This window comes from Lachnoclostridium sp. An169, assembly GCF_002160525.1.
GTDB classification, from domain to species: Bacteria; Bacillota; Clostridia; order Lachnospirales; family Lachnospiraceae; genus Mediterraneibacter; species Mediterraneibacter cottocaccae.
The window spans coordinates 1-18410 of the sequence record NZ_NFKT01000005.1 but is presented as its reverse complement, the minus strand read 5'-3'; the positions used below and the strand labels follow the sequence as shown (position 1 = coordinate 18410).

Below are 18410 nucleotides of genomic sequence, written 5' to 3'. Positions count from 1 at the left end.
ATATTAATGGGGAGAGAGTTTCATGAGCGACAGTTATAAACCGCGTTCTCTCGTGGAGATCATGAACGACGTGCTCAGCGCCGTCCGGGACTACTACGATTCAGAGTACGTTTACTATATTGAAAAGGAACAGGGAGATATCGAGACGATCTATGAGTGGTGCGCCGAGAATATTCCGTGGCAGCGGGACAAGATCAAGCTTCTTCCGGAGGATCAGCAGCCCAGATGGATGCGTCAGGAGATTACCGATACGACAGCGGACAGCTACAGTGTCTTTCAGCAGCTTGACGGCGATACGACGGCTATTCTTGCCGTGGTGGGAGTTCACCGGGGCGGCTGTGCCATTGAGTTTATGCGCGCCCTGCTCCCGTATATTCCACAGGCCATTTCCCTGCAGAAGCTGCAGAAGCAGCAGGAATATCTCAGCTATCACGATGACCTGACCGGTCTGCTGAACCGGAACAGCCTGATGGACTATCTGGATAACGTAAAGCAGGATGAACTGAAATCTCTTGGAGCGCTTTCACTGGATATCAACGGCCTGAAGAATTTCAACAAGGAGTTCGGCAGGGAGTACGGGGATGAGGTTGTCATCCGGATCGGAGAGGTGCTGGGGGAATATTTTCACAGCGGCTCCGTGTACCGGCTGACAGGTGACGAATATCTCGTCCTTGTGGAGAACGAGACATACGAAGACTTTACAAAACAGGTCCATGCGGCGCATACAAAACTGGACAATATCAGCCTGGGACTGGCCTCCCTCGGATATGCGTGGCAGAAAGTGGACATCCGGGTGGATAATCTGGTATCTACCGCAGAGAACATGATGCGGGAGGAGAAGAAGAAATATTACAAGAACCTGAAGAAAGGCCATCACGAGCCGATTATCAAACAGGATCTGCTGGACGATATTGAACACGGCAATTTTATTGTCTGTCTGGTGCCGAAGATCGATGTGCAGACAGGAAATGTGGCAGGGGCTGAGGCGGTAGTGCGCTACCACCACAAGGATCTGGGAATCGTGAATCCGGGAAGATATATCAATCTTCTGGAGGAAACAAGGCTTTCCCACTATCTGGATCTCTATGTGTTCGAGGAAGTCTGCCGTACCCTTCACAGATGGGAAGTGGAAGGCATGCCGATGATTCCGATCTCCGTGAATTTTGCGGGAGCCACACTGCGTCAGGAGAGCATTGCGGACAAGATGCTTTTCCTCATCGAGAAGTATCATGTATTCTGCGAATATCTTGAGGTGGAAGTATCAGAGTCAAGCGGCGACATGAATCAGGAGATGCTGGCTGAGACGAGCAGCAAGATCAGAAAAGGAAATGTGAGAGTTGTACTGGATCATTTCGGGGCGAAGGATTCCAGTTTCTCCATTCTTTCATTGATGGAGTTTGACGGGCTTAAGATTGACAAGAGCCTGATCACGAATATTGTGGGAAACACCAGAAGCCAGATCGTTGCCAAGGCTGTCATCGATATCTGCAGACAGCTGGGAGCCTATGTGCAGGCGGCAGGCGTGGAGACCCAGGATCAGCTCAATGTCCTCAAGGAACTGGGCTGTGACTACGCCCAGGGCGCGCTCTTTAACAAGCCGATCACCATTGAGACGTTCGAAGTGCGTTATATGAAAGGGTGACGGGATGGTACGGTCCTGGATTGCGGACGTGACTCCGCTGTATGATGAAGAATGTTATAGAAGATATTATGAGGAGCTTCCGGACTTTCGGAAAAAGAAAGCAGACGCCCTGCGCAGCATGAAAATGAAGGCGCAGAGTGTGGGGGTGTGGAGCTTATGGGGGAAGATTCGGGCAGAGTATAATCTGCCTGAATTTTCTGCGTTTAACCTGTCCCACTCCGGAACATGGGTGATGTGCGCAGCCAGTATGGATGCGGGAGCGCATGATGTCCGGGTGGGATGCGATATGGAAAAGACTGCGCAGATGCGAAAGGGAGTGGCAGAGCGCTTTTTTTGTGCGGAAGAGTGCAGTGTGATCTTTTCCGGGAGAACACAGGAGGAGAGAGACGACTGTTTCTTCCGGTACTGGGTGCTTAAGGAGAGCTTTATGAAAGCGACCGGGAAGGGAATGGCGCTTCCCATGAATTCCTTCTGCATCCGCCTGGGCGAGCCGCCGGTACTGGTGCGGCAGCCGGGAGAATTTCCGGAGAAGTATTATTACCGGGAATATGAAAAGGAAGGACTGCCTTATAAAATGGCGGTGTGTTCCACAGATGAAGAAATTGATACAGAAATACATATGGAGCTGAGATTATGAAGATTACGGAAGAACTGTCAAAGCGGACGAAACCTGCTGCAGGTGCGATTGGACAATATGCCCGGGCAGGTGCCGGGCGCATGAGAAGCGCTGCGGGGCATGTGAAGTCCGCGGCAGTGCATATGAAATACAGGATGCTGAGAGCGTTTCGTAAGGCTGCAGGAGCTGCTGCCGGTATCCCGAAAGAGAAACGGATGCTTGCCCTGGGGATTGCTGCCGGACTGGTGGTCGGTGCGGCTGCCGTGGGGACGTTTTCCGGATACAGAGAGGAACAGATGCAGGAGGAATATGAGGCGAAAGCGGCGCAGCTTGAGGGAGATATCGCCGCACTTACGGAAAGTAACCAGACGCTCCGGAGCGAGAATGAAAAGCTCCGGCTTGAGGCGGATGACAATGAACTTGCCCACAACAATGCTGAGATTCTGGCAGGGGACTCCGATGAGTGGATGCTTGTCCTCGTCAATGAGGAACACCCGCTTGAGACCACGTATGAGCCTGCGCAGCTTACCCAGATCGACGCGGAGAGAAGCGTGGACTCCCGGATTGCGGCGGATCTGCAGCAGATGATGTCAGACGGGGCGGCACAGGGACTCAACATGTACGTCACTTCGGCTTACCGCTCCTATGAGCGCCAGAGAGAGGTGTTCAACGCGGGAATGCAGAACAGAATCAACAGCGGGATGACACCTCTGGAAGCCTATGAGGATACGAAGCAGTCCATCGCTGTTCCGGGGACGAGTGAGCATGCCACCGGCCTGGCAGTGGATATCATCGCCAGCGGATATTCCGAGCTGGATGAGCGGCAGGCAGACACACCGGAGCAGCAGTGGCTCATGGCTCACTGCTGGGAGTACGGATTTATTCTCCGCTATCCGAACGGTACGTCTGATGTGACGGGGATTATCTTTGAACCATGGCATTACCGCTATGTGGGAAAAGAGGCGGCAAAGGAGATCACAGAGCAGGGAATTACCCTGGAAGAGTATCTCGGAGAGTGATTGACGAAAAAAGCCTGTTTTGATAGAATGGAAAACAGAAAAAACGACAGGTCAACACCTGCGTTTCTATAGCACATCTGAGGAGTATATATAGATACATAAGGAGGAAGAACATGGAAGATTTAACTTTTGGCGAACAGGTCAAGATCGTTCTTGGAAGAAGGGGAATGACGATCAAGCGTCTCGCGGAACTGATTGAAGAGCGGACGGGGAAAAAGATGTCCAGGCAGAATCTTACCCAGCGGCTGGGGAGAGATAATTTTCAGGAACAGGATATGCGTCTGATTGCAGAAATACTTGAGTGCCCGTTTCAGCTGAATATTCTTTCCGGGGAAGTTCAGCCCCAGGAGAGAGCGGCAGCGCGCTTTGTGAAAACCGCGCATGCAGCGGAGCATGAAAATGAGGCAGCCGCTGCGGAAGAGTATGAGAATCAGACGGCTGCTGCAGAAGAGTATGAGAATCAGACGGCTGCCGCAGAGGAGTATGAGAATGAGATCCCCGCAGCGGAAGAATATGAAAGTGCAGCACCGGCTGCAGAGACATCCGGCGAGGCAGCACTTTCCGGAGTAGAAGAGCCGGAGTCTGTTACCCAGGAAACGGCTGCATTTTCCTATGAGGAGCCGGCAGCCTTCCAGACAGAAGAGGCAACATCCGTACAGGAAGAGGAACTCGGTTCCGGTGAAAGAGATATGACCATTGGCGAGCTGTACGAGATCCACGAGGAACTCTCCGAGCTGGAGGAGAATGCAAAGGCCGGAGAGCCGGTAGAGGCAATCAAGGAAGAACTGGAGAAACCGAAGAAGGAACGTTTCAGTTTCTTCCGGCGCAGGCATACGGCAGATCGCACCAGGGAGGAGAACACCCATCCGCCTGTCCGTGAGCCGGAACCGGAGAGTACAGTGGAAGATTCGGAAGAAAGCTTTGGACGGGGCAGAGAGCATCAGGAAGCAGAAAGCTACTCCGAGAGACAGGAGGAGAGCCGTGCTTTCGAGCCGGTGATCTCCCATAATGATGCGGAAGAAGATACACAGGTGGGTGAGATCAACCCATATACAGGCAGGGAATACCAGTCCAACAGCGTGCGCATGCACCCCTCAAGGATCGGATATGTTCAGGTATATGACCGCAGTATCCACAAATGGACAGATATGACAGAGTGGGCTTTCCTCGGCTATCAGGAGAGGAAGAAAGCACTGCTCGGGAAAGCATATGAGCCGCCCATTTATCTTGACTGAGACCGGAGAAACACAGGAGACAGAGAAAACGGCGGGAGCGCCTGTCAGGAGGAAATATTATGGAATGGAAAACACTGCTGTCTGCGGAACGTGAGCGGGTGTATCCCGGGAAACAGGGCGCGGAGAAGAAGAAATCAACAGACCTGCGAAGCGAATTTGAGAAGGATTACCATCGGATTATCGGCAGCGCTTCCTTCCGCAGGCTTCAGGACAAGACACAGGTCTTTCCGCTTGACAAGAGCGATTTTATCAGAACCCGGCTGACACATTCTCTTGAGGTCTCTTCTCTGGGAAAGTCGCTGGGGCAGAACGTGGGCGAGAATATTCTGCAGTACCGGAAAAATTCCGGGTTTACGCCGCAGATGAAGGAGGATATCTCCCATATTCTGGAGTGCGCAGGGCTGATCCATGACATCGGCAACCCTCCTTTCGGACATTTCGGCGAGACGGCGATCCGTGAGTGGTTTGAGAGGAATCTTCCGAATCTCATGTTCCGGGACCGGAAGGCAGAGGATCTTTTTACAGATCAGATGAAAAATGATTTCTATCATTTTGAAGGAAATGCCCAGGCATTAAGGCTGGTGACACGTCTCCACTATCTGGTGGACGAGTACGGGATGAACCTGACCTATGCCCTTCTGAATACTATTATCAAATATCCCGTGTCCTCTGTGGAAATAGATAGCGAATGCGGTGATATTAAATGTAAAAAGATGGGGTATTACCATGCAGATCAGGACATATTCCGGAAAGTAACAGAAGCTACCGGGACAGGAAACCGCCGGCATCCGTTGACATTTCTTCTCGAGGCGGCAGATGATCTGGCGTATAAGACGGCGGATATCGAGGATGCATTTGTAAAAGGATTCATCACTTATTATACGCTGGAGAGGGAGCTGGCGCCCCTGGAGGAGAGCTGTCCGGAATCGCCTTTTAATCCTCTGGAAAAACTGCACCGGCTCTATGTACGCGGTCAGGAAAAACATGTCACAAGCCCCGAGTCGTACGCTGTGAAAAACTGGATTGTAAGCGCGCAGGGCTTTCTGATCAGCTGTGCCACATTCGGATTTACGTCAAATTATGATGAGATCATGGCAGGAACATACCGGAAGGATCTGTTCAGCGGGACATACGGAGAGAAGCTTATGGACCTTCTGGGGGATATGGCTTACCGCTATGTCTTTTCCTCCAGGACGATTTACAAGATGGAGGTCTCGGAGGCGGCGATTCTGGATTACCTGATGGACCGGCTTGTCCGCGCCGTACTTTATTATGACACGGATGTGAAAATGGATTCCATCGATGAGCGCGTGGTTTCTTTTATTTCAGACAATTATAAAAATGCATACAGGATCCAGGCAGAAGGAAAGACGGAAGAAGAGAAACTCTACCTCCGCCTTCTCCTGGTAACAGATTATGTGTGCGGCATGACAGACAGCTATGCCAAGCGTTTGTATCAGGAAATGAACGGTATCATTTAGACTGACGGAGCGTCAGGGGCGGCTGCAGTCGATGTACCGGCACCAGTGACCGAAATCATCACTGCCGCTGCACTCATCTTCAGTCAGTTCGATCAGGGGTGCATAAGTGCGGGTAAACTGCGGAAAACCGAACAGATCTGCCGCCCGTGCCTCACGGGGATCGTAGACACCGGGAACTCCAAGCCACATATGACCATCTTCTTCCACGAGAAGGAGGTGGTTATAATTATGATATCCGTGAAGAAGGAAGCTGTTGTTGGCCAGAAACCAGAAACGGCGGGGAAGCAGTGAGAGATCCGAGCGCTGAATCTTTCTGGCGGAAGCCCGGCTGACATTTGTGTTCTGCTCTTCCGTCTGACTGCTGTTCTGCGGAGCGGAAGAGGCAGCGCTGCCGGATATGGTTATCTGCGGAGCTTCATTCTCTGTCCCGGCGGATTCATCCGGAGGGAATTCGTTTTCGGAATCAGCAGGTTCATCCGGGGAAAGTTCGTTCTCGGAATCAGCGGGTTCATCCGGGGTAAGTTCGTTTTCGGAATCAGCGGGTTCATCCGGAGGAAATGCGTTTTCGGAATCAGCGGGTTCATCCGGGGAAAGTTCGGTTTCAGATTCGGCAGGTTCCCTCTGCAGGGATTCGCTTTCCGGCTCAGGTGATTCTTCCGGTGATTCGGACCGGTCCTCCGGAGTGCGCAGCTTTTCCGGATCCACAGGGAAGAAGGCGGGGGATGCCATCCAGAAGATGGGATTGTTCTGCCCCGGCAGCTTTATGAGAAAGCCGTCGATCTGCTGCAGGCTGCGCCCTTCCGGGAAATGAGATTCCGCTATAGGAAGACGGACAGACACCATGCGGTTAAAGCAGGTCAGGACTGCGATCTGTGTGGCGTTTAAGTAATCACCATCCCGGTAAAAAGCATAGAGTTCCAGCAAGGTTCCGTTTCCGAGAGGAATCCCCCTGGCGTGGATCTGCAGGATGCAGGACTGATAGTGGCGTGCGACTTTTACGAAACCGATGTTTCGCTTGCGGTTACTTTTTTCATATTCATATAAATAACAAATACCTGGATTCATAATTTACCTCCGGTCTTGTCTTTTTCAGTCTAGTCTATTCGGGACAGAGGGGAAAAAGAACCGGAGAGAGAAAGGATTGTGCAGATGGAGAGCAGACAGGAAAATAACGGACAGGAAAAAAGCAGGGAGGATGCTGATGATATCAGATACATGAAGGAAGCTGTGCGTCAGGCAAAGAAAGCATATGCCCTGGGCGAAACGCCGATCGGCTGTGTGATCGTCCATGAGGGGAAGATCATCGGCAGAGGGTATAACCGGCGCAACACCGACAAAAGTCCTCTTGCCCATGCGGAAATCTCTGCCATAAAAAAGGCGGCAAAGAAACTGGGAGACTGGCGGATCGAGGAGTGTACCCTCTATGTGACACTGGAACCATGCCAGATGTGCGCAGGGGCGATTGTCCAGGCGAGGATTCCCCGGGTTGTGATCGGATGTATGAATCCAAAGGCAGGCTGTGCGGGGTCGATTGTGAACCTTCTGCAGATGGAACGGTTCAATCATCAGGCAGATGTAAAAAGGGGAGTGCTTGAAGAAGAATGCAGTCAGATGATGAAACAGTTTTTCCGGGAATTAAGAGAACGGAAAAAGACAAAAAAAACGTGCATTGCGCTTCGAACATGGCCAACAGACGTTACCCCGGCAGTTAACTCAGCCCAGGCACCCTCACGGCACCCGGAAGGTTCTGCTTAGTGCTGCTCCGTTCCCGACCTGACACGGTTCACAGATTCCCGTCGCGTGAGACCCGGACATCAACATCACTTACCGGGGGCAGCTCTGCCAGCTGCCGCCCTCTGCGCAATATCACCCCTGCTATAGCGGATTGCAGGTACAAGGTACCGCTAACACCCCGGCTGCACGAGTCTTAATTTTACATGGTTTTGGAGAAAATGTCAATGGCGGAGAGCGTTTTTAAATAGAATCTTTTACAATAGTAAAAACAGAGGAACGGAGTTGGAAATATTGAAACGGGAAATTACAACGAAAAAAGAATGGAAAAAGGTGCTGCTGATGGCGCTTAAGATCGCTGTGGGAAGCAGTGCTGCTATCTACGTGGCGCAGTTTCTCGGCCTGCAGAATGCAGCTTCGGCGGGAACCATCGCCATGCTCACTCTGGTGACCACAAAATGGGAAACCGTGAGGCTCTCTCTGTACCGGATTATTACCTATGTCATCGCGGCAGTACTTGCGGGCGTGACCTTTCATCTGCTGGACAGCCAGTGGATTTCCTATGGAATCTATATCTTTCTGCTGATTGCCGTCAGCTATGCTTTCGGGTGGAAGGCGACCGTCTCGGTCAATGCGGTAATCGGAACACATTTTCTGATTCACCGGGATTTCGGAGCGGCATTTGTGTGGAATGAATTTCTCCTCGTTCTGATCGGAATCACGGCCGCCCTGATTCTGAATCTTTTCTATGATTACCGGAGCCTGAGAAATGATCTGGTCCGGAGCATGCGCAGGACAGAGGATCAGCTCCAGATGATTCTTGGGGAGCTGGCGGCATACCTGTCAGACAAAGAGATGCAGCGGGATGTGTGGGCGGATATCCGTGATCTGGAGGCGGCGCTTCAGGACTATATCCGGGATGCCTGCGAGTACCAGGACAACACGTTCCATTCCCATCCGGGATATTATATTGATTATTTCGAGATGCGGATGAAGCAGCTCAATATTCTGCACAATCTTCACTATGAGGTGAAGAAGATCCGGAAGATCCCGGCACAGGCGAAGATTGTGGCGGAATTTATCCTGTATCTGACGGACTATGTGGTAGAGAGAAATTCCCCGGAAGAACAGATCGGCCGTCTGGAGCAGATTTTCCGGGAAATGAGAGAGGAGCCGCTTCCCGTTACCAGAGATGAGTTCGAGAATCGTGCGGTCCTCTATCACATTCTTATGGATCTGGAGGAATTCCTGATCGTTAAGAAACGGTTTGTCATCGGTCTTAATGAGACACAGAGATATCTGTACTGGAACAGAAAGGAAGCCGGAAAAGACAACGGAAGGGAAAAAGAAAGATGAAGATCATACTTGCAGCAATAAATGCAAAATATATCCACTCGAATCTTGCAGTGTACAGCCTGCGGGCCTATGCGCAGAACCGCATGGAACAAAAAGGGACGCAGGAGCAGTCAGACGGGCATCCGGGAACTGTACCGCTTGAAATTGCAATCCGGGAATACACCATCAATCAGACATTGGACAGTATTCTTATGGATATCTACGAGGAGAAGCCGGATGTCCTCTGCTTTTCCTGCTATCTCTGGAATATTGCCTATGTGGAACAGCTCCTGCCGGAACTTCCCAAGATCCTTCCAGGGACAGAGATCTGGCTGGGCGGTCCGGAAGTGTCCTTTGACGCGCCGGATATGCTCGAACGGTATCCCCAGGTGCGCGGGATCATGTGCGGGGAAGGGGAAGAGACTTTCTATGAACTGGCGGAATACTATAGTGAAAACCGGGAGACAGTAGCAGAAGCAGATAGGACAGAGCCGGATAAGATCCGGGGAATTGTATACCGCAGGGAAGACGGACAGATCTGTGAAAATCCGCTCCGCCCGGTCATCGATCTGAGTACCGTCCCGTTTGTTTACAGCCGGGAGAGAGAAGAGACATTCCGCAGCCGCATTATTTATTATGAGTCCAGCCGGGGCTGCCCCTTCTCGTGCAGCTACTGCCTTTCCTCGGTGGACAAATGCCTGCGTTTCCGAGATACCAGGATGGTGAAGCGGGAACTGCAGTTTTTTATCGACCATGAGGTGCCCCAGGTGAAGTTTGTGGACCGGACGTTCAACTGCCGGCACGATCATGCCATGGAGATATGGACGTATATCAGAGATCACGACAGAGGGATTACCAACTTTCATTTCGAGGTAGCGGCGGATCTCCTGAATGAGGAAGAAATGGCGCTGATCCGTACCATGCGCCCCGGCCTGATTCAGCTTGAGATTGGTGTGCAGTCGGTCAATGAGCGGACGATCCGGGAGATCCGGCGGACAATGAAGCTGGAGGAAGTACGGCGAAAGGTGGCTCTGATCCGGGAACACCATAATGTCCATCAGCATCTTGACCTGATCGCCGGGCTTCCATTTGAAGACATGGACAGTTTTGAACGTTCTTTTAATGAAGTGTATGCCATGAGACCCCAACAGCTTCAGCTCGGATTCCTGAAAGTTCTGAAAGGCTCTCTTATGCATGACAGGGCGCAGGAGTACGGACTTCTGTACCAGAGCCGCCCGCCTTATGAAGTGCTCTCTACAAGATGGATCACTTACAGCGATGTGATCCGCCTCAAAAAGATCGAGGAGATGGTGGAGGTGTATTACAACAGTGGGCAGTTTTCCCATACGGTGGAATACCTGGAAAAATATTTTGCCTCTGCCTTCCGCATGTATGGCACCCTCGCTGAATACTATGAGAGGAACGGTCTTTTCGGGCTCAGCCATTCCAGGGCTGCACGGTATGAGATCCTTCAGGGATTTTTTAAGGAACTGAAATCAGAAGAAAATAATACAGAAGAATTTCTTGGATGGTTGACATTCGACCTGTATTTGAGGGATAATGTGAGAAACCGTCCGGAATTTCTGGGAGAAGCGAAAGTGGAGAAAGAGGAGGCGGCGGACTTTTACAGACAGGAGGCGGAAACGTTCCGTTTCCTGAAGGGGTACGAACAGTTCGACCGGCATCAGATCCGTAAGATGACCCATCTGGAGCGGATCGGGGGAAGGATGTATCTGTTCGACTACAGAAACCGGGACCCTCTGACCAATGACGCAGCGGTTTACGATGTGACGGACAGCCTGGAACGGCAGGAGGAACAGGTCCCATGAAGCAGCTTTTGGAAAAAGGGAAGATAAGTGGAATAAAAGTGAAGAGGGCGCTCCGGATTCTGGTTATACACATCCTGATTGCAGTCGTTCTGATCTGGGTATGGAGATGTCCTTTTTATTTTCTTTTCGGAATTCCCTGCCCGGGCTGTGGAATCACAAGAGCCTGTCTGGCGCTGCTTGGCGGCAGCGTGGCAGAGGCTTTCTACTGGAATCCCATGTTTCTGCCGGCGGGAGCAGCGTTTCTCTACGCCATACACAGGGAAAAGATTCCGGTAAGGCCGGGCAGAAGAACAGAGATGATCTGCGCGGCAGTTCTGGTCGCCAGTATGACCATATGTTACATATACCGGGTGGTTCTGGGGCACGGTCCGATCACGGCAGACCCGGAAAACGGATTACTGTTCAGATTATTTGAGACTTTACGAGGAGGAGAACTATGATTCGCAGAAGAAGTTTTGGGGCATATCTGATACTGTCAATTATTACATGCGGAATATACAGCATTTTTTTCTGGTATTCCTTTACGGAAGATGTAAACCGGATGTGTGCGGGGGACGGGGAGGACAGTCCAAACTATATTGTCGTTCTGCTTCTGTCTATTATAACATGTGGTATTTACGGGCTTTACTGGTTTTATAAACAGGCGAACCGCATGCGGAATGCAGCGCCCAGATATGGAGTGTCGATCACGGAGGGAGGCGGCGACTTCCTCATATGGTATCTGGTGGGAATTGTATTCTGCTTTGTGGGAAGTCTGATTTCCTATCACATCATTATCAAGAACTGCAATATCCTGGCGGATGGCTACAACCGTGGCTTCTATAATCCCGGCGGCGGAAACGGAGGCCGGTACGGAGGCTCGCAAAGCGGAAACGGAGGCCAGTACGGGGGCGCGCAAAGCGGAAATGAAGGCCGGTACGGAGGCTCGCAGAAAGCGGAAGATCCGTTTTCAGAGACTGCAGATACGATCCGAAAGACGGCGACCGGCTTTGCACAGTCCGATCTGGGAAAGAAGCTTCTCTCCTCGGAACTCCCGGCTGCTGCGGCTGCAGCGGCAGTGGCGGTGATGGCAGCGGTTGCCACTTTGTACAACCTTTTTACACATCCCTTTTTCCGGGGATTTTCCCTGGGAAATGCATTTGCAACATTTGTGACATATTTTCTCCCCATGATGCTTCTTCTGGGAATGGCGTTTTTTGCATGGCAGAAGGACCGGGAGTATAAACGATATATTCCTGTTCTTGCGGCGGCACATTATCTGCTGATTGCATTTGTTTATACCGGGATTCCGGCTGCGCTGGAATACGGACACCTTTCCTTTTTCGGAGAGTACTGGCGTTATCTGGGATTTTTCGGGGCGATGGAGCACCGGGTTGTGATTGCGGCTGCGGCTGTTGCGGCAATATTCCTTATTCTCGGATTCGTTGCGGAGGAGGAAAACAGAAAAGTAATCCTTACGGCAGCCCTGGTTGTATTTTTTGTACTGGCGGTCTATAATATATTCCATGCGGCCGGAATTCTGCTGACTATATTCAGATGGGGATATTTTTCGTTCCCCGGGCTGTGCGGGGCAGTGTTTGAGGCAGTGCAGACAGTACCGTGGATTTTATATTTCCTTTTCAAATACAGAAAAGTGGAGAAGAAAGATGAATTTTAATGATAAAAGGGTAAGACGTATCATATCTATTATAATCATTGTTGTTATCGTTGCCATGGTGGCGACAATGACGATTCCCTACCTCATGTAGGGGGCAGACGAGTATGGACAGCAGGAGATGACGGCGGATGGAGAACAGGAACAGTCAGAAGAAGCGGACACGTCAGCAGACGGACAGAAAGACAGTCATTGTACTGGCTGTCGTGTTCCTGTGCGCCATAGGAGTGATTACAGGTGTGCAGATCATGCTTCACCGCACGATAGACCGTTACGATCCTGAGATTATCATAGGCGGCGTGAGTGTGGGCGAGACCGATGTATCCGGCATGACCGCAGCGGAGGCAGAGGCCGCGGTAGAGCAGACCATGCAGCAGTATGGAGCTGAGACGGTGACTCTGACTCTGGAAAATGGCGGGCAGGCTCAGGCCACGCTGACAGAACTCGGACTGAAGGCGAAGAATCTCGAACGGATTATCCGTGATGCTGTGGATTACGGCAAGACCGGCGACCCGGTGGACTGCTACAAGATTTTGAAGAAATCCGAGAAGAATGAGAATCACAAGACTTTCCCCGTAGAGTATGAGGTGACGGCGGAACAGGTAAAGACGGTTGCACAGGAACGCCTGGCGGGGCAGCTGAAAAGCCCTGTAAATGCGCGGCTCACTCAGGAAAACGGCGCCACTGTAGTTGTGGAGGACGAACTGGGCGAGGCAGTTGATGTGGAAGGAACGGTAGCGAACTTAAACAGCCTGGTAGGCGGCGAATGGGACAAAAAAGGCGGCGAGGTATCCGTGAAACTGACGGACCTGACGGCGGATATTACGGCTGAGACATTGAGCGGGATCACGGATGTTCTCGGAACATACAGCACATATTACGGCGACAGCAGTGAAGGCAGAACAAAAAATGTGGAATCCGGTGCAAACCACATCGGCGGGACGCTCGTTGAGCCGGGGCAGGAAGTGTCCGCCAACGATTTGATGGCACCCTATACGGAAGAGAACGGCTATGCAATGGCGCCCTCCTATGAAAACGGCGAGGTTGTGGATTCCATGGGAGGAGGCATCTGTCAGGTGTCAACGACACTGTATAATGCTCTGATCCGGGCTGAGGTGGAGATTGTCGAGCGGTATGCGCACTCCATGCTTGTGTCCTATGTGGAGCCGTCCATGGATGCCGCGATAGCGACAGATCTGAAAGATCTGAAATTCAGGAACAACAAGGAGGAACCGGTCTACATCGAGGCGGTTCTCTCAGACGGAAATATCACATTTAATATTTATGGAAAAGAGACCCGTCCCGAGGGACGCACGATCGAATTTGTCAGCGAGACAGTGGAGAAGATCGAGTCGGATGAGACCAGGTATGTTGCCACCAACGACAGTATCGGAACCATGTATACATCCAGTTCGGGACGCAGCGGTCTGGTGGCGCAGCTGTGGAAGATTGTGTATGAGAATGGAGAGGAAGTCAGCCGGGATACGATCAATTACAGCCAGTACCGGGCTTCGGGAAAGACGGTTTCCGTAGGAAGCGCCTCAGACAATGAAGCGGAGACGGAAAAAATGCGGACAGCTGTCAGCACTCAGGATGAGACAAAGATCAAGGCGGCCATTCAGGAGATTCTTGCGGCCCGGGAAGCAGCAGAGACAGAACCGGAGGAGTCCGGCGGGGAGACATCAGAGGAGTCCGGCGGCTCCGGAACAGAAAATACAGAGGAAGAAGAGACAGGTAATTAGACCAGAGGAAGACAAAGTGAGAACAGGTGAATTTTCCCGGACCGTCTGGCGGCGGTCCGGTGCAAAACAATTTCAGACAGAACGGGAGGAAGTCCTTTTCGGACTCTCGCCGGAGGAGCGGTGCGCCGCCCTGAAAGGGACGGGGGAAAAGGACTTTTTATGGACCCAGGCATCCGCTTTCGGGAATTCGGCTGAGATCGGTTATTATGCGGTGCTCAGGGCAGCGGGAGATCTTGCGGCAAGAGGTGCAGAGCCGGAGGCGCTGTCTGTGCGGATGACACTTCCGCCCGGAGGCAGTGAGAGCGATGTGGAAGAACTTTCCGCAGGAATTGAGTCGGCATGCCGCCAGATGAAACTCCAGACAGCATGTTTTCAGGGGGAAGTAAGTCCGGCAGCGGGAATGCCGACCGTGAATGTCAGTGCAGCAGGTACTGTGCGCAGCGGCGGGATCCTGCGATGCGGGATGATGCGGCCGGGCCAGTCCATCCTCCTCTGCGGGTATACCGGCCTGGAGGGAACGCTGCGGATACTGGATGAATCGGAAGAGGAACTGGAGGAACGTTTTGTTCCGGCATTTCTGGATCAGATAAGAGAACTCAGGCGGGAACTTGTGCTGCCGGATGTGATACTCGGGGCGCAGAAGAACGGAGACAGCGGGATATCTGCGGTGCAGCAGATCGGAAGCGGCGGGATTCTGGCGGCTCTGTGGGATCTGACCGAAGCTTCCGGGACCGGGATGAAGGTGGATATGGCGGAGTTCTCTATCCGGCAGGAGACGGTGGAACTCTGTGAATTCTACCGGCTGAACCCTTATCTGCTCACATCTGCGGGAAGTTACCTCATCGCGGCGGACGATGCAGACCGCGTTACGGAAGTCCTGGAGAAGGCGGGGGCACGAGCCGGAAAGCTTGGGGTTGCCACTGCAGATAAGGCGAAGGTGATCTCAGGCAGAGACGAGATAAGATATCTGGACAGACCGGCACCGGATGAATTCATGCGGTGGTGGGCGGAGCGCACGCAGCAGCACTGAATATACAGATGCGGATCGAGTGTGCAGACGTGGAATATCCGGAAAAAAAGAAAAACAGAAAATAGAAGCAAAGCAGGAGGTTGGAGAGTATGAACGAGAAAAAAGAGGCGCTCAGAATCGAAATTTTGAAATATATAGAGAAGCACAGCCGTGTTGCGCTGGACGAGCTTGCGGTCCTTCTCGGTGTGGAGGAGACGGATGTGGCAAATGAGATGGCAGAGATGGAGAAGGAAAAGATCATCTGCGGCTATCACACACTGATTGACTGGGACCGGGCAGGTGTAGAGATGGTAACCGCCCTGATCGAGGTGCGGGTAACGCCTCAGAGAGACCAGGGATTTGACCGGATCGCAGAAAGGATCTACAACTATCCGGAAGTGTACTCGGTGTACCTGATTTCCGGAAGTTATGACCTTCTTGTCACCATCGAGGGGAAAACACTCAAAGAAGTGTCCCGGTTCGTGTCCGAGAAGCTCTCGCCGATTGATGAGGTGCTCAGCACGGCAACCCATTTTATCCTGAAGAAATATAAAGACCACGGTACGATTATGGTGCCGAAAAAGGGGTTGGAAAGGATGCTGGTGACACCGTGATGAGAAATCCATTATCACAGAAGATTATTGATATACAGCCTTCCGGAATCCGCAAATTTTTCGACATCGTAAATGAGATGGATGACGCCATCTCTCTGGGTGTGGGTGAGCCGGACTTTGACACTCCGTGGAGGATCCGCGAGGAGGGCATCTTTTCTCTTGAACGGGGAAGAACTTACTATACATCAAATGCAGGTCTTCAGGAACTGAGAAACGAGATCTGCAAATACCTGGAGAGGACCATTCATGTAACTTATAATCCGAAGACAGAGACGCTTGTCACGGTAGGCGGAAGCGAGGCGATCGATATCGGCCTGCGCTGCATGCTGGATCCGGGGGACGAAGTGCTGATCCCCCAGCCAAGCTATGTGTCCTACCTGCCATGTACGGTGATGGCGGACGGAGTTCCGGTGGTTGTGCCGCTGCAGGACAGAAATGAGTTTAAGCTGACGGTGGAAGATCTGGAAAAATATACGACTCCGAAGACAAAAGTGCTGATCATGCCGTTCCCGAATAATCCTACCGGAGCGATCATGACGAAGGAAGATCTGGAGCCGGTTGCAGAGTTTGTAAAGGAGCATGATCTCTATGTCATATCCGATGAGATTTACTCCGAACTGAGCTATAAGGGAAAACATGTGTCCATCGCCAGCCTGCCGGGCATGAGGGAGAGGACGATTGTCATCAACGGCTTTTCCAAAGGATTTGCCATGACAGGATGGCGTCTGGGTTACTGCTGCGGTCCCCACTGCATCATTGAGCAGATGACCAAGCTCCACCAGTTTGCCATCATGTGTGCCCCTACAAACAGCCAGTATGCGGCGGTGGAAGGACTGCGCAACTGCGAGGATGAAGTGGAGAAGATGCGCAAGGCATACGATCAGAGAAGACGCTTCCTGATGCATGAATTCAAGAAGATCGGACTGGAATGTTTCGAACCCTTCGGTGCGTTCTACGTATTCCCGAGCATAAAGGAATTCGGGATGACCTCGGAGGAGTTCGCAACAAAGCTTCTGGAGGAGGAGAAAGTGGCAGTTGTGCCGGGAACGGCGTTCGGAGACTGCGGAGAAGGCTTTATCCGTATATCCTACGCATATTCTCTGGAGGATCTGAAGGAAGCCTTCGGACGTGTAGAACGGTTCATTCAGCGCCTGCGCGAGGAGAAAAACGGCGGGGCAGATGCTACGGACGGCGGTGAATCCCATGCTTAACATCGTGCTTCTGGAGCCGGAGATTCCGGCGAATACGGGAAATATAGGTAGAACCTGTGTGGCTTCCGGAACCAGGCTTCACCTGATCGAACCGCTCGGTTTTAGCCTGAGTGAGAAAGCATTGAAGCGCGCCGGGATGGACTACTGGAAAGACCTGGACGTGACGACATATATCGATTATGCGGATTTCCTGGAGAAAAATCCGGGGGCGAAAATCTATATGGCAACCACGAAGGCGAAGAAGATTTATACGGAAATCAATTATGAGCCGGACTGCTACATTATGTTCGGCAAAGAGAGCGCGGGAATCCCGGAAGAGATTCTCGTGCAGAATGAAGAAAACTGTGTCAGGATTCCCATGATGGAAGAAATCCGTTCCCTGAATCTGGGAAATTCCGTTGCGATTGTGCTGTACGAGGCACTCAGGCAGAACGGCTTTGCCGGAATGCAGACGGAAGGGGAACTCCACCGGCTGAGGTGGAGTGAAGACTGACAGAATATCAGGCGGCAGGAAGCAGGACATGCAAATATAGGGGGCCCGGTATTTTCTCTGGAATATACCGGGCCCCTTTTTAATCATACGATATTATTTGCTTATATTGGCTGTTTCCCATCTCCGGATGCAGCTGCTGCATTCATCTTATCGATCTGGCTTTGAATTACGCTTTCGGATTCCTCCAGCTCATCTGCAATCTGGGCGAGTGTTTTTCCCTTGGCAAGTTTTTTACGGATCTGAGACTGGAGTATCTTTTCCTCACCTGCAGTTACTCCATCCTCCCAGGCGGCTTCCCGTTCCTGTCTCATATGTTTTTCCTGATCATATTCATAAATACTCATTTTCTTCGCCTCCGCGCGGTTCTTTTCCAGAAACTCCTTCAGGATCCCCTCCCGGATACATTCGGTGATCGTCCGCTCCACGGCGTCTGCAAGCGGCATCCGGGCGGCGTATTGACGCACCCGTGCCGTGTACTGGGCATACTCCCGAAGCGTTTTGCATGCCCGCATGAGCGCCTCATTATGCCCCAGGTTTATATTAAGCATAACAGCCTCAAGTTCCAACTTGTGTTCTTTTTCTTCTACAGTGTAGAGATCGGAGAGCCGTAAGATCCTCTGATCCGGCTGTTCGTCTGTCCCGTTATAGAAGATAATGAACTGGGGCGGTGGAATCAGTACTTTCTTCGTTCCATAGAGATTATCGTTCTTAGTCATATCCGAATACAGATCGGAGAGATAAAGAAGAAATCTCAGAGGAAGGTTCGGGCTGTATGTGGACTGATGCTCATACAGGGACA

At 51.8% G+C, this 18410-nt stretch carries 16 protein-coding genes, 1 other RNA gene and 1 pseudogene; 15 read left to right on the top strand and 3 right to left on the bottom strand.

Features of this window, described 5'->3' with window-relative positions:
- Nucleotides 1–22: 22 nt before the first annotated feature.
- The 5 genes from B5F07_RS05200 (at nt 23) to B5F07_RS05180 (ending at nt 5993) form a co-directional block, all read left to right on the top strand.
- Nucleotides 23–1642, top strand: a complete 1620-nt coding sequence (locus B5F07_RS05200; RefSeq protein ID WP_087160223.1) for a bifunctional diguanylate cyclase/phosphodiesterase — start codon at nt 23–25, stop codon at nt 1640–1642.
- 4 nt (nt 1643–1646) lie between these two features.
- The gene (locus B5F07_RS05195) at nt 1647–2279 is read left to right on the top strand and encodes a 4'-phosphopantetheinyl transferase family protein (protein WP_087160222.1); all 633 of its coding nucleotides are present in this window, start codon (nt 1647–1649) and stop codon (nt 2277–2279) included.
- Entirely contained in the window at nt 2276–3277 is a 1002-nt protein-coding gene (locus B5F07_RS05190; RefSeq protein WP_242972438.1) for a M15 family metallopeptidase, read from the top strand. Before B5F07_RS05195 ends, B5F07_RS05190 begins: the two co-directional genes overlap by 4 nt.
- Before the next feature lie 113 nt (nt 3278–3390).
- Nucleotides 3391–4512 carry a hypothetical protein gene (locus B5F07_RS05185; RefSeq protein WP_087160221.1) on the top strand — a complete coding sequence of 374 codons (1122 nt, stop codon included), beginning with the start codon at nt 3391–3393 and terminating at the stop codon, nt 4510–4512.
- Nucleotides 4513–4571: 59 nt separating this feature from the next.
- Entirely contained in the window at nt 4572–5993 is a 1422-nt protein-coding gene (locus B5F07_RS05180; RefSeq protein WP_087160220.1) for a deoxyguanosinetriphosphate triphosphohydrolase, read from the top strand.
- A 12-nt stretch (nt 5994–6005) separates the two neighbouring features.
- On the opposite strand, the gene B5F07_RS05175 is transcribed toward B5F07_RS05180, so the two are convergent.
- On the bottom strand, nt 6006–7058 hold the full coding sequence (locus B5F07_RS05175) for a DUF6128 domain-containing protein (protein WP_087160219.1): 1053 nt from the start codon (nt 7056–7058) through the stop codon (nt 6006–6008).
- Nucleotides 7059–7142: 84 nt separating this feature from the next.
- On the opposite strand from B5F07_RS05175, the pseudogene tadA reads away from it, so the two are divergent.
- A pseudogene (gene tadA / locus B5F07_RS05170) lies at nt 7143–7655 on the top strand (tRNA adenosine(34) deaminase TadA); the annotation flags it as partial.
- Here tadA and ffs read toward each other — a convergent pair.
- An RNA gene (gene ffs / locus B5F07_RS05165) (signal recognition particle sRNA large type) lies at nt 7656–7917 on the bottom strand.
- Nucleotides 7918–8018: 101 nt separating this feature from the next.
- On the opposite strand from ffs, the gene B5F07_RS05160 reads away from it, so the two are divergent.
- From B5F07_RS05160 to B5F07_RS05120, 9 genes are all read left to right on the top strand, one after another.
- Nucleotides 8019–9080, top strand: coding sequence for an aromatic acid exporter family protein (locus B5F07_RS05160; protein WP_242972437.1), 1062 nt, complete (start codon nt 8019–8021; stop codon nt 9078–9080).
- Nucleotides 9077–10888 (top strand): B12-binding domain-containing radical SAM protein, encoded by a 1812-nt coding sequence (locus tag B5F07_RS05155; protein WP_087160218.1) that lies wholly within the window; start codon nt 9077–9079, stop codon nt 10886–10888. The genes B5F07_RS05160 and B5F07_RS05155 overlap by 4 nt, the downstream gene beginning before the upstream one ends.
- The gene (locus tag B5F07_RS05150; RefSeq protein WP_087160217.1) at nt 10885–11328 is read left to right on the top strand and encodes a DUF2752 domain-containing protein; all 444 of its coding nucleotides are present in this window, start codon (nt 10885–10887) and stop codon (nt 11326–11328) included. The genes B5F07_RS05155 and B5F07_RS05150 overlap by 4 nt, the downstream gene beginning before the upstream one ends.
- On the top strand, nt 11325–12545 hold the full coding sequence (locus tag B5F07_RS05145; RefSeq protein WP_087160216.1) for a DUF4234 domain-containing protein: 1221 nt from the start codon (nt 11325–11327) through the stop codon (nt 12543–12545). Before B5F07_RS05150 ends, B5F07_RS05145 begins: the two co-directional genes overlap by 4 nt.
- Before the next feature lie 128 nt (nt 12546–12673).
- The gene (locus tag B5F07_RS05140; protein ID WP_087160215.1) at nt 12674–14284 is read left to right on the top strand and encodes a VanW family protein; all 1611 of its coding nucleotides are present in this window, start codon (nt 12674–12676) and stop codon (nt 14282–14284) included.
- Between the two features lie 16 nt (nt 14285–14300).
- Nucleotides 14301–15314, top strand: a complete 1014-nt coding sequence (locus tag B5F07_RS05135; protein ID WP_087160214.1) for an AIR synthase-related protein — start codon at nt 14301–14303, stop codon at nt 15312–15314.
- An 89-nt stretch (nt 15315–15403) separates the two neighbouring features.
- Nucleotides 15404–15907 (top strand): Lrp/AsnC family transcriptional regulator, encoded by a 504-nt coding sequence (locus B5F07_RS05130; RefSeq protein WP_087160213.1) that lies wholly within the window; start codon nt 15404–15406, stop codon nt 15905–15907.
- Nucleotides 15907–17118, top strand: coding sequence for an aminotransferase class I/II-fold pyridoxal phosphate-dependent enzyme (locus B5F07_RS05125; RefSeq protein WP_087160212.1), 1212 nt, complete (start codon nt 15907–15909; stop codon nt 17116–17118). Before B5F07_RS05130 ends, B5F07_RS05125 begins: the two co-directional genes overlap by 1 nt.
- On the top strand, nt 17111–17611 hold the full coding sequence (locus B5F07_RS05120) for a tRNA (cytidine(34)-2'-O)-methyltransferase (RefSeq protein ID WP_087160211.1): 501 nt from the start codon (nt 17111–17113) through the stop codon (nt 17609–17611). Before B5F07_RS05125 ends, B5F07_RS05120 begins: the two co-directional genes overlap by 8 nt.
- Nucleotides 17612–17712: 101 nt before the next feature.
- Here B5F07_RS05120 and B5F07_RS22585 read toward each other — a convergent pair.
- The coding region (locus B5F07_RS22585; RefSeq protein WP_087160210.1) for a hypothetical protein at nt 17713–18410 on the bottom strand (698 nt) is incomplete at its 5' end.

Bases quoted from the DNA above. Each gene is read 5' to 3' on its own strand.
- B5F07_RS05125 (WP_087160212.1), top strand. From the start codon at position 15,907: ATGAGAAATCCATTATCACAGAAGATTATTGATATACAGCCTTCCGGA.
- B5F07_RS05180 (WP_087160220.1), top strand. From the start codon at position 4,572: ATGGAATGGAAAACACTGCTGTCTGCGGAACGTGAGCGGGTGTATCCC.
- B5F07_RS05140 (WP_087160215.1), top strand. From the start codon at position 12,674: ATGGAGAACAGGAACAGTCAGAAGAAGCGGACACGTCAGCAGACGGAC.
- B5F07_RS05185 (WP_087160221.1), top strand. From the start codon at position 3,391: ATGGAAGATTTAACTTTTGGCGAACAGGTCAAGATCGTTCTTGGAAGA.
- B5F07_RS05120 (WP_087160211.1), top strand. From the start codon at position 17,111: ATGCTTAACATCGTGCTTCTGGAGCCGGAGATTCCGGCGAATACGGGA.
- B5F07_RS05195 (WP_087160222.1), top strand. From the start codon at position 1,647: ATGGTACGGTCCTGGATTGCGGACGTGACTCCGCTGTATGATGAAGAA.
- B5F07_RS05200 (WP_087160223.1), top strand. From the start codon at position 23: ATGAGCGACAGTTATAAACCGCGTTCTCTCGTGGAGATCATGAACGAC.
- B5F07_RS05130 (WP_087160213.1), top strand. From the start codon at position 15,404: ATGAACGAGAAAAAAGAGGCGCTCAGAATCGAAATTTTGAAATATATA.
- B5F07_RS05175 (WP_087160219.1), bottom strand. From the start codon at position 7,058: ATGAATCCAGGTATTTGTTATTTATATGAATATGAAAAAAGTAACCGC.
- B5F07_RS05150 (WP_087160217.1), top strand. From the start codon at position 10,885: ATGAAGCAGCTTTTGGAAAAAGGGAAGATAAGTGGAATAAAAGTGAAG.
- B5F07_RS05155 (WP_087160218.1), top strand. From the start codon at position 9,077: ATGAAGATCATACTTGCAGCAATAAATGCAAAATATATCCACTCGAAT.
- B5F07_RS05145 (WP_087160216.1), top strand. From the start codon at position 11,325: ATGATTCGCAGAAGAAGTTTTGGGGCATATCTGATACTGTCAATTATT.
- B5F07_RS05190 (WP_242972438.1), top strand. From the start codon at position 2,276: ATGAAGATTACGGAAGAACTGTCAAAGCGGACGAAACCTGCTGCAGGT.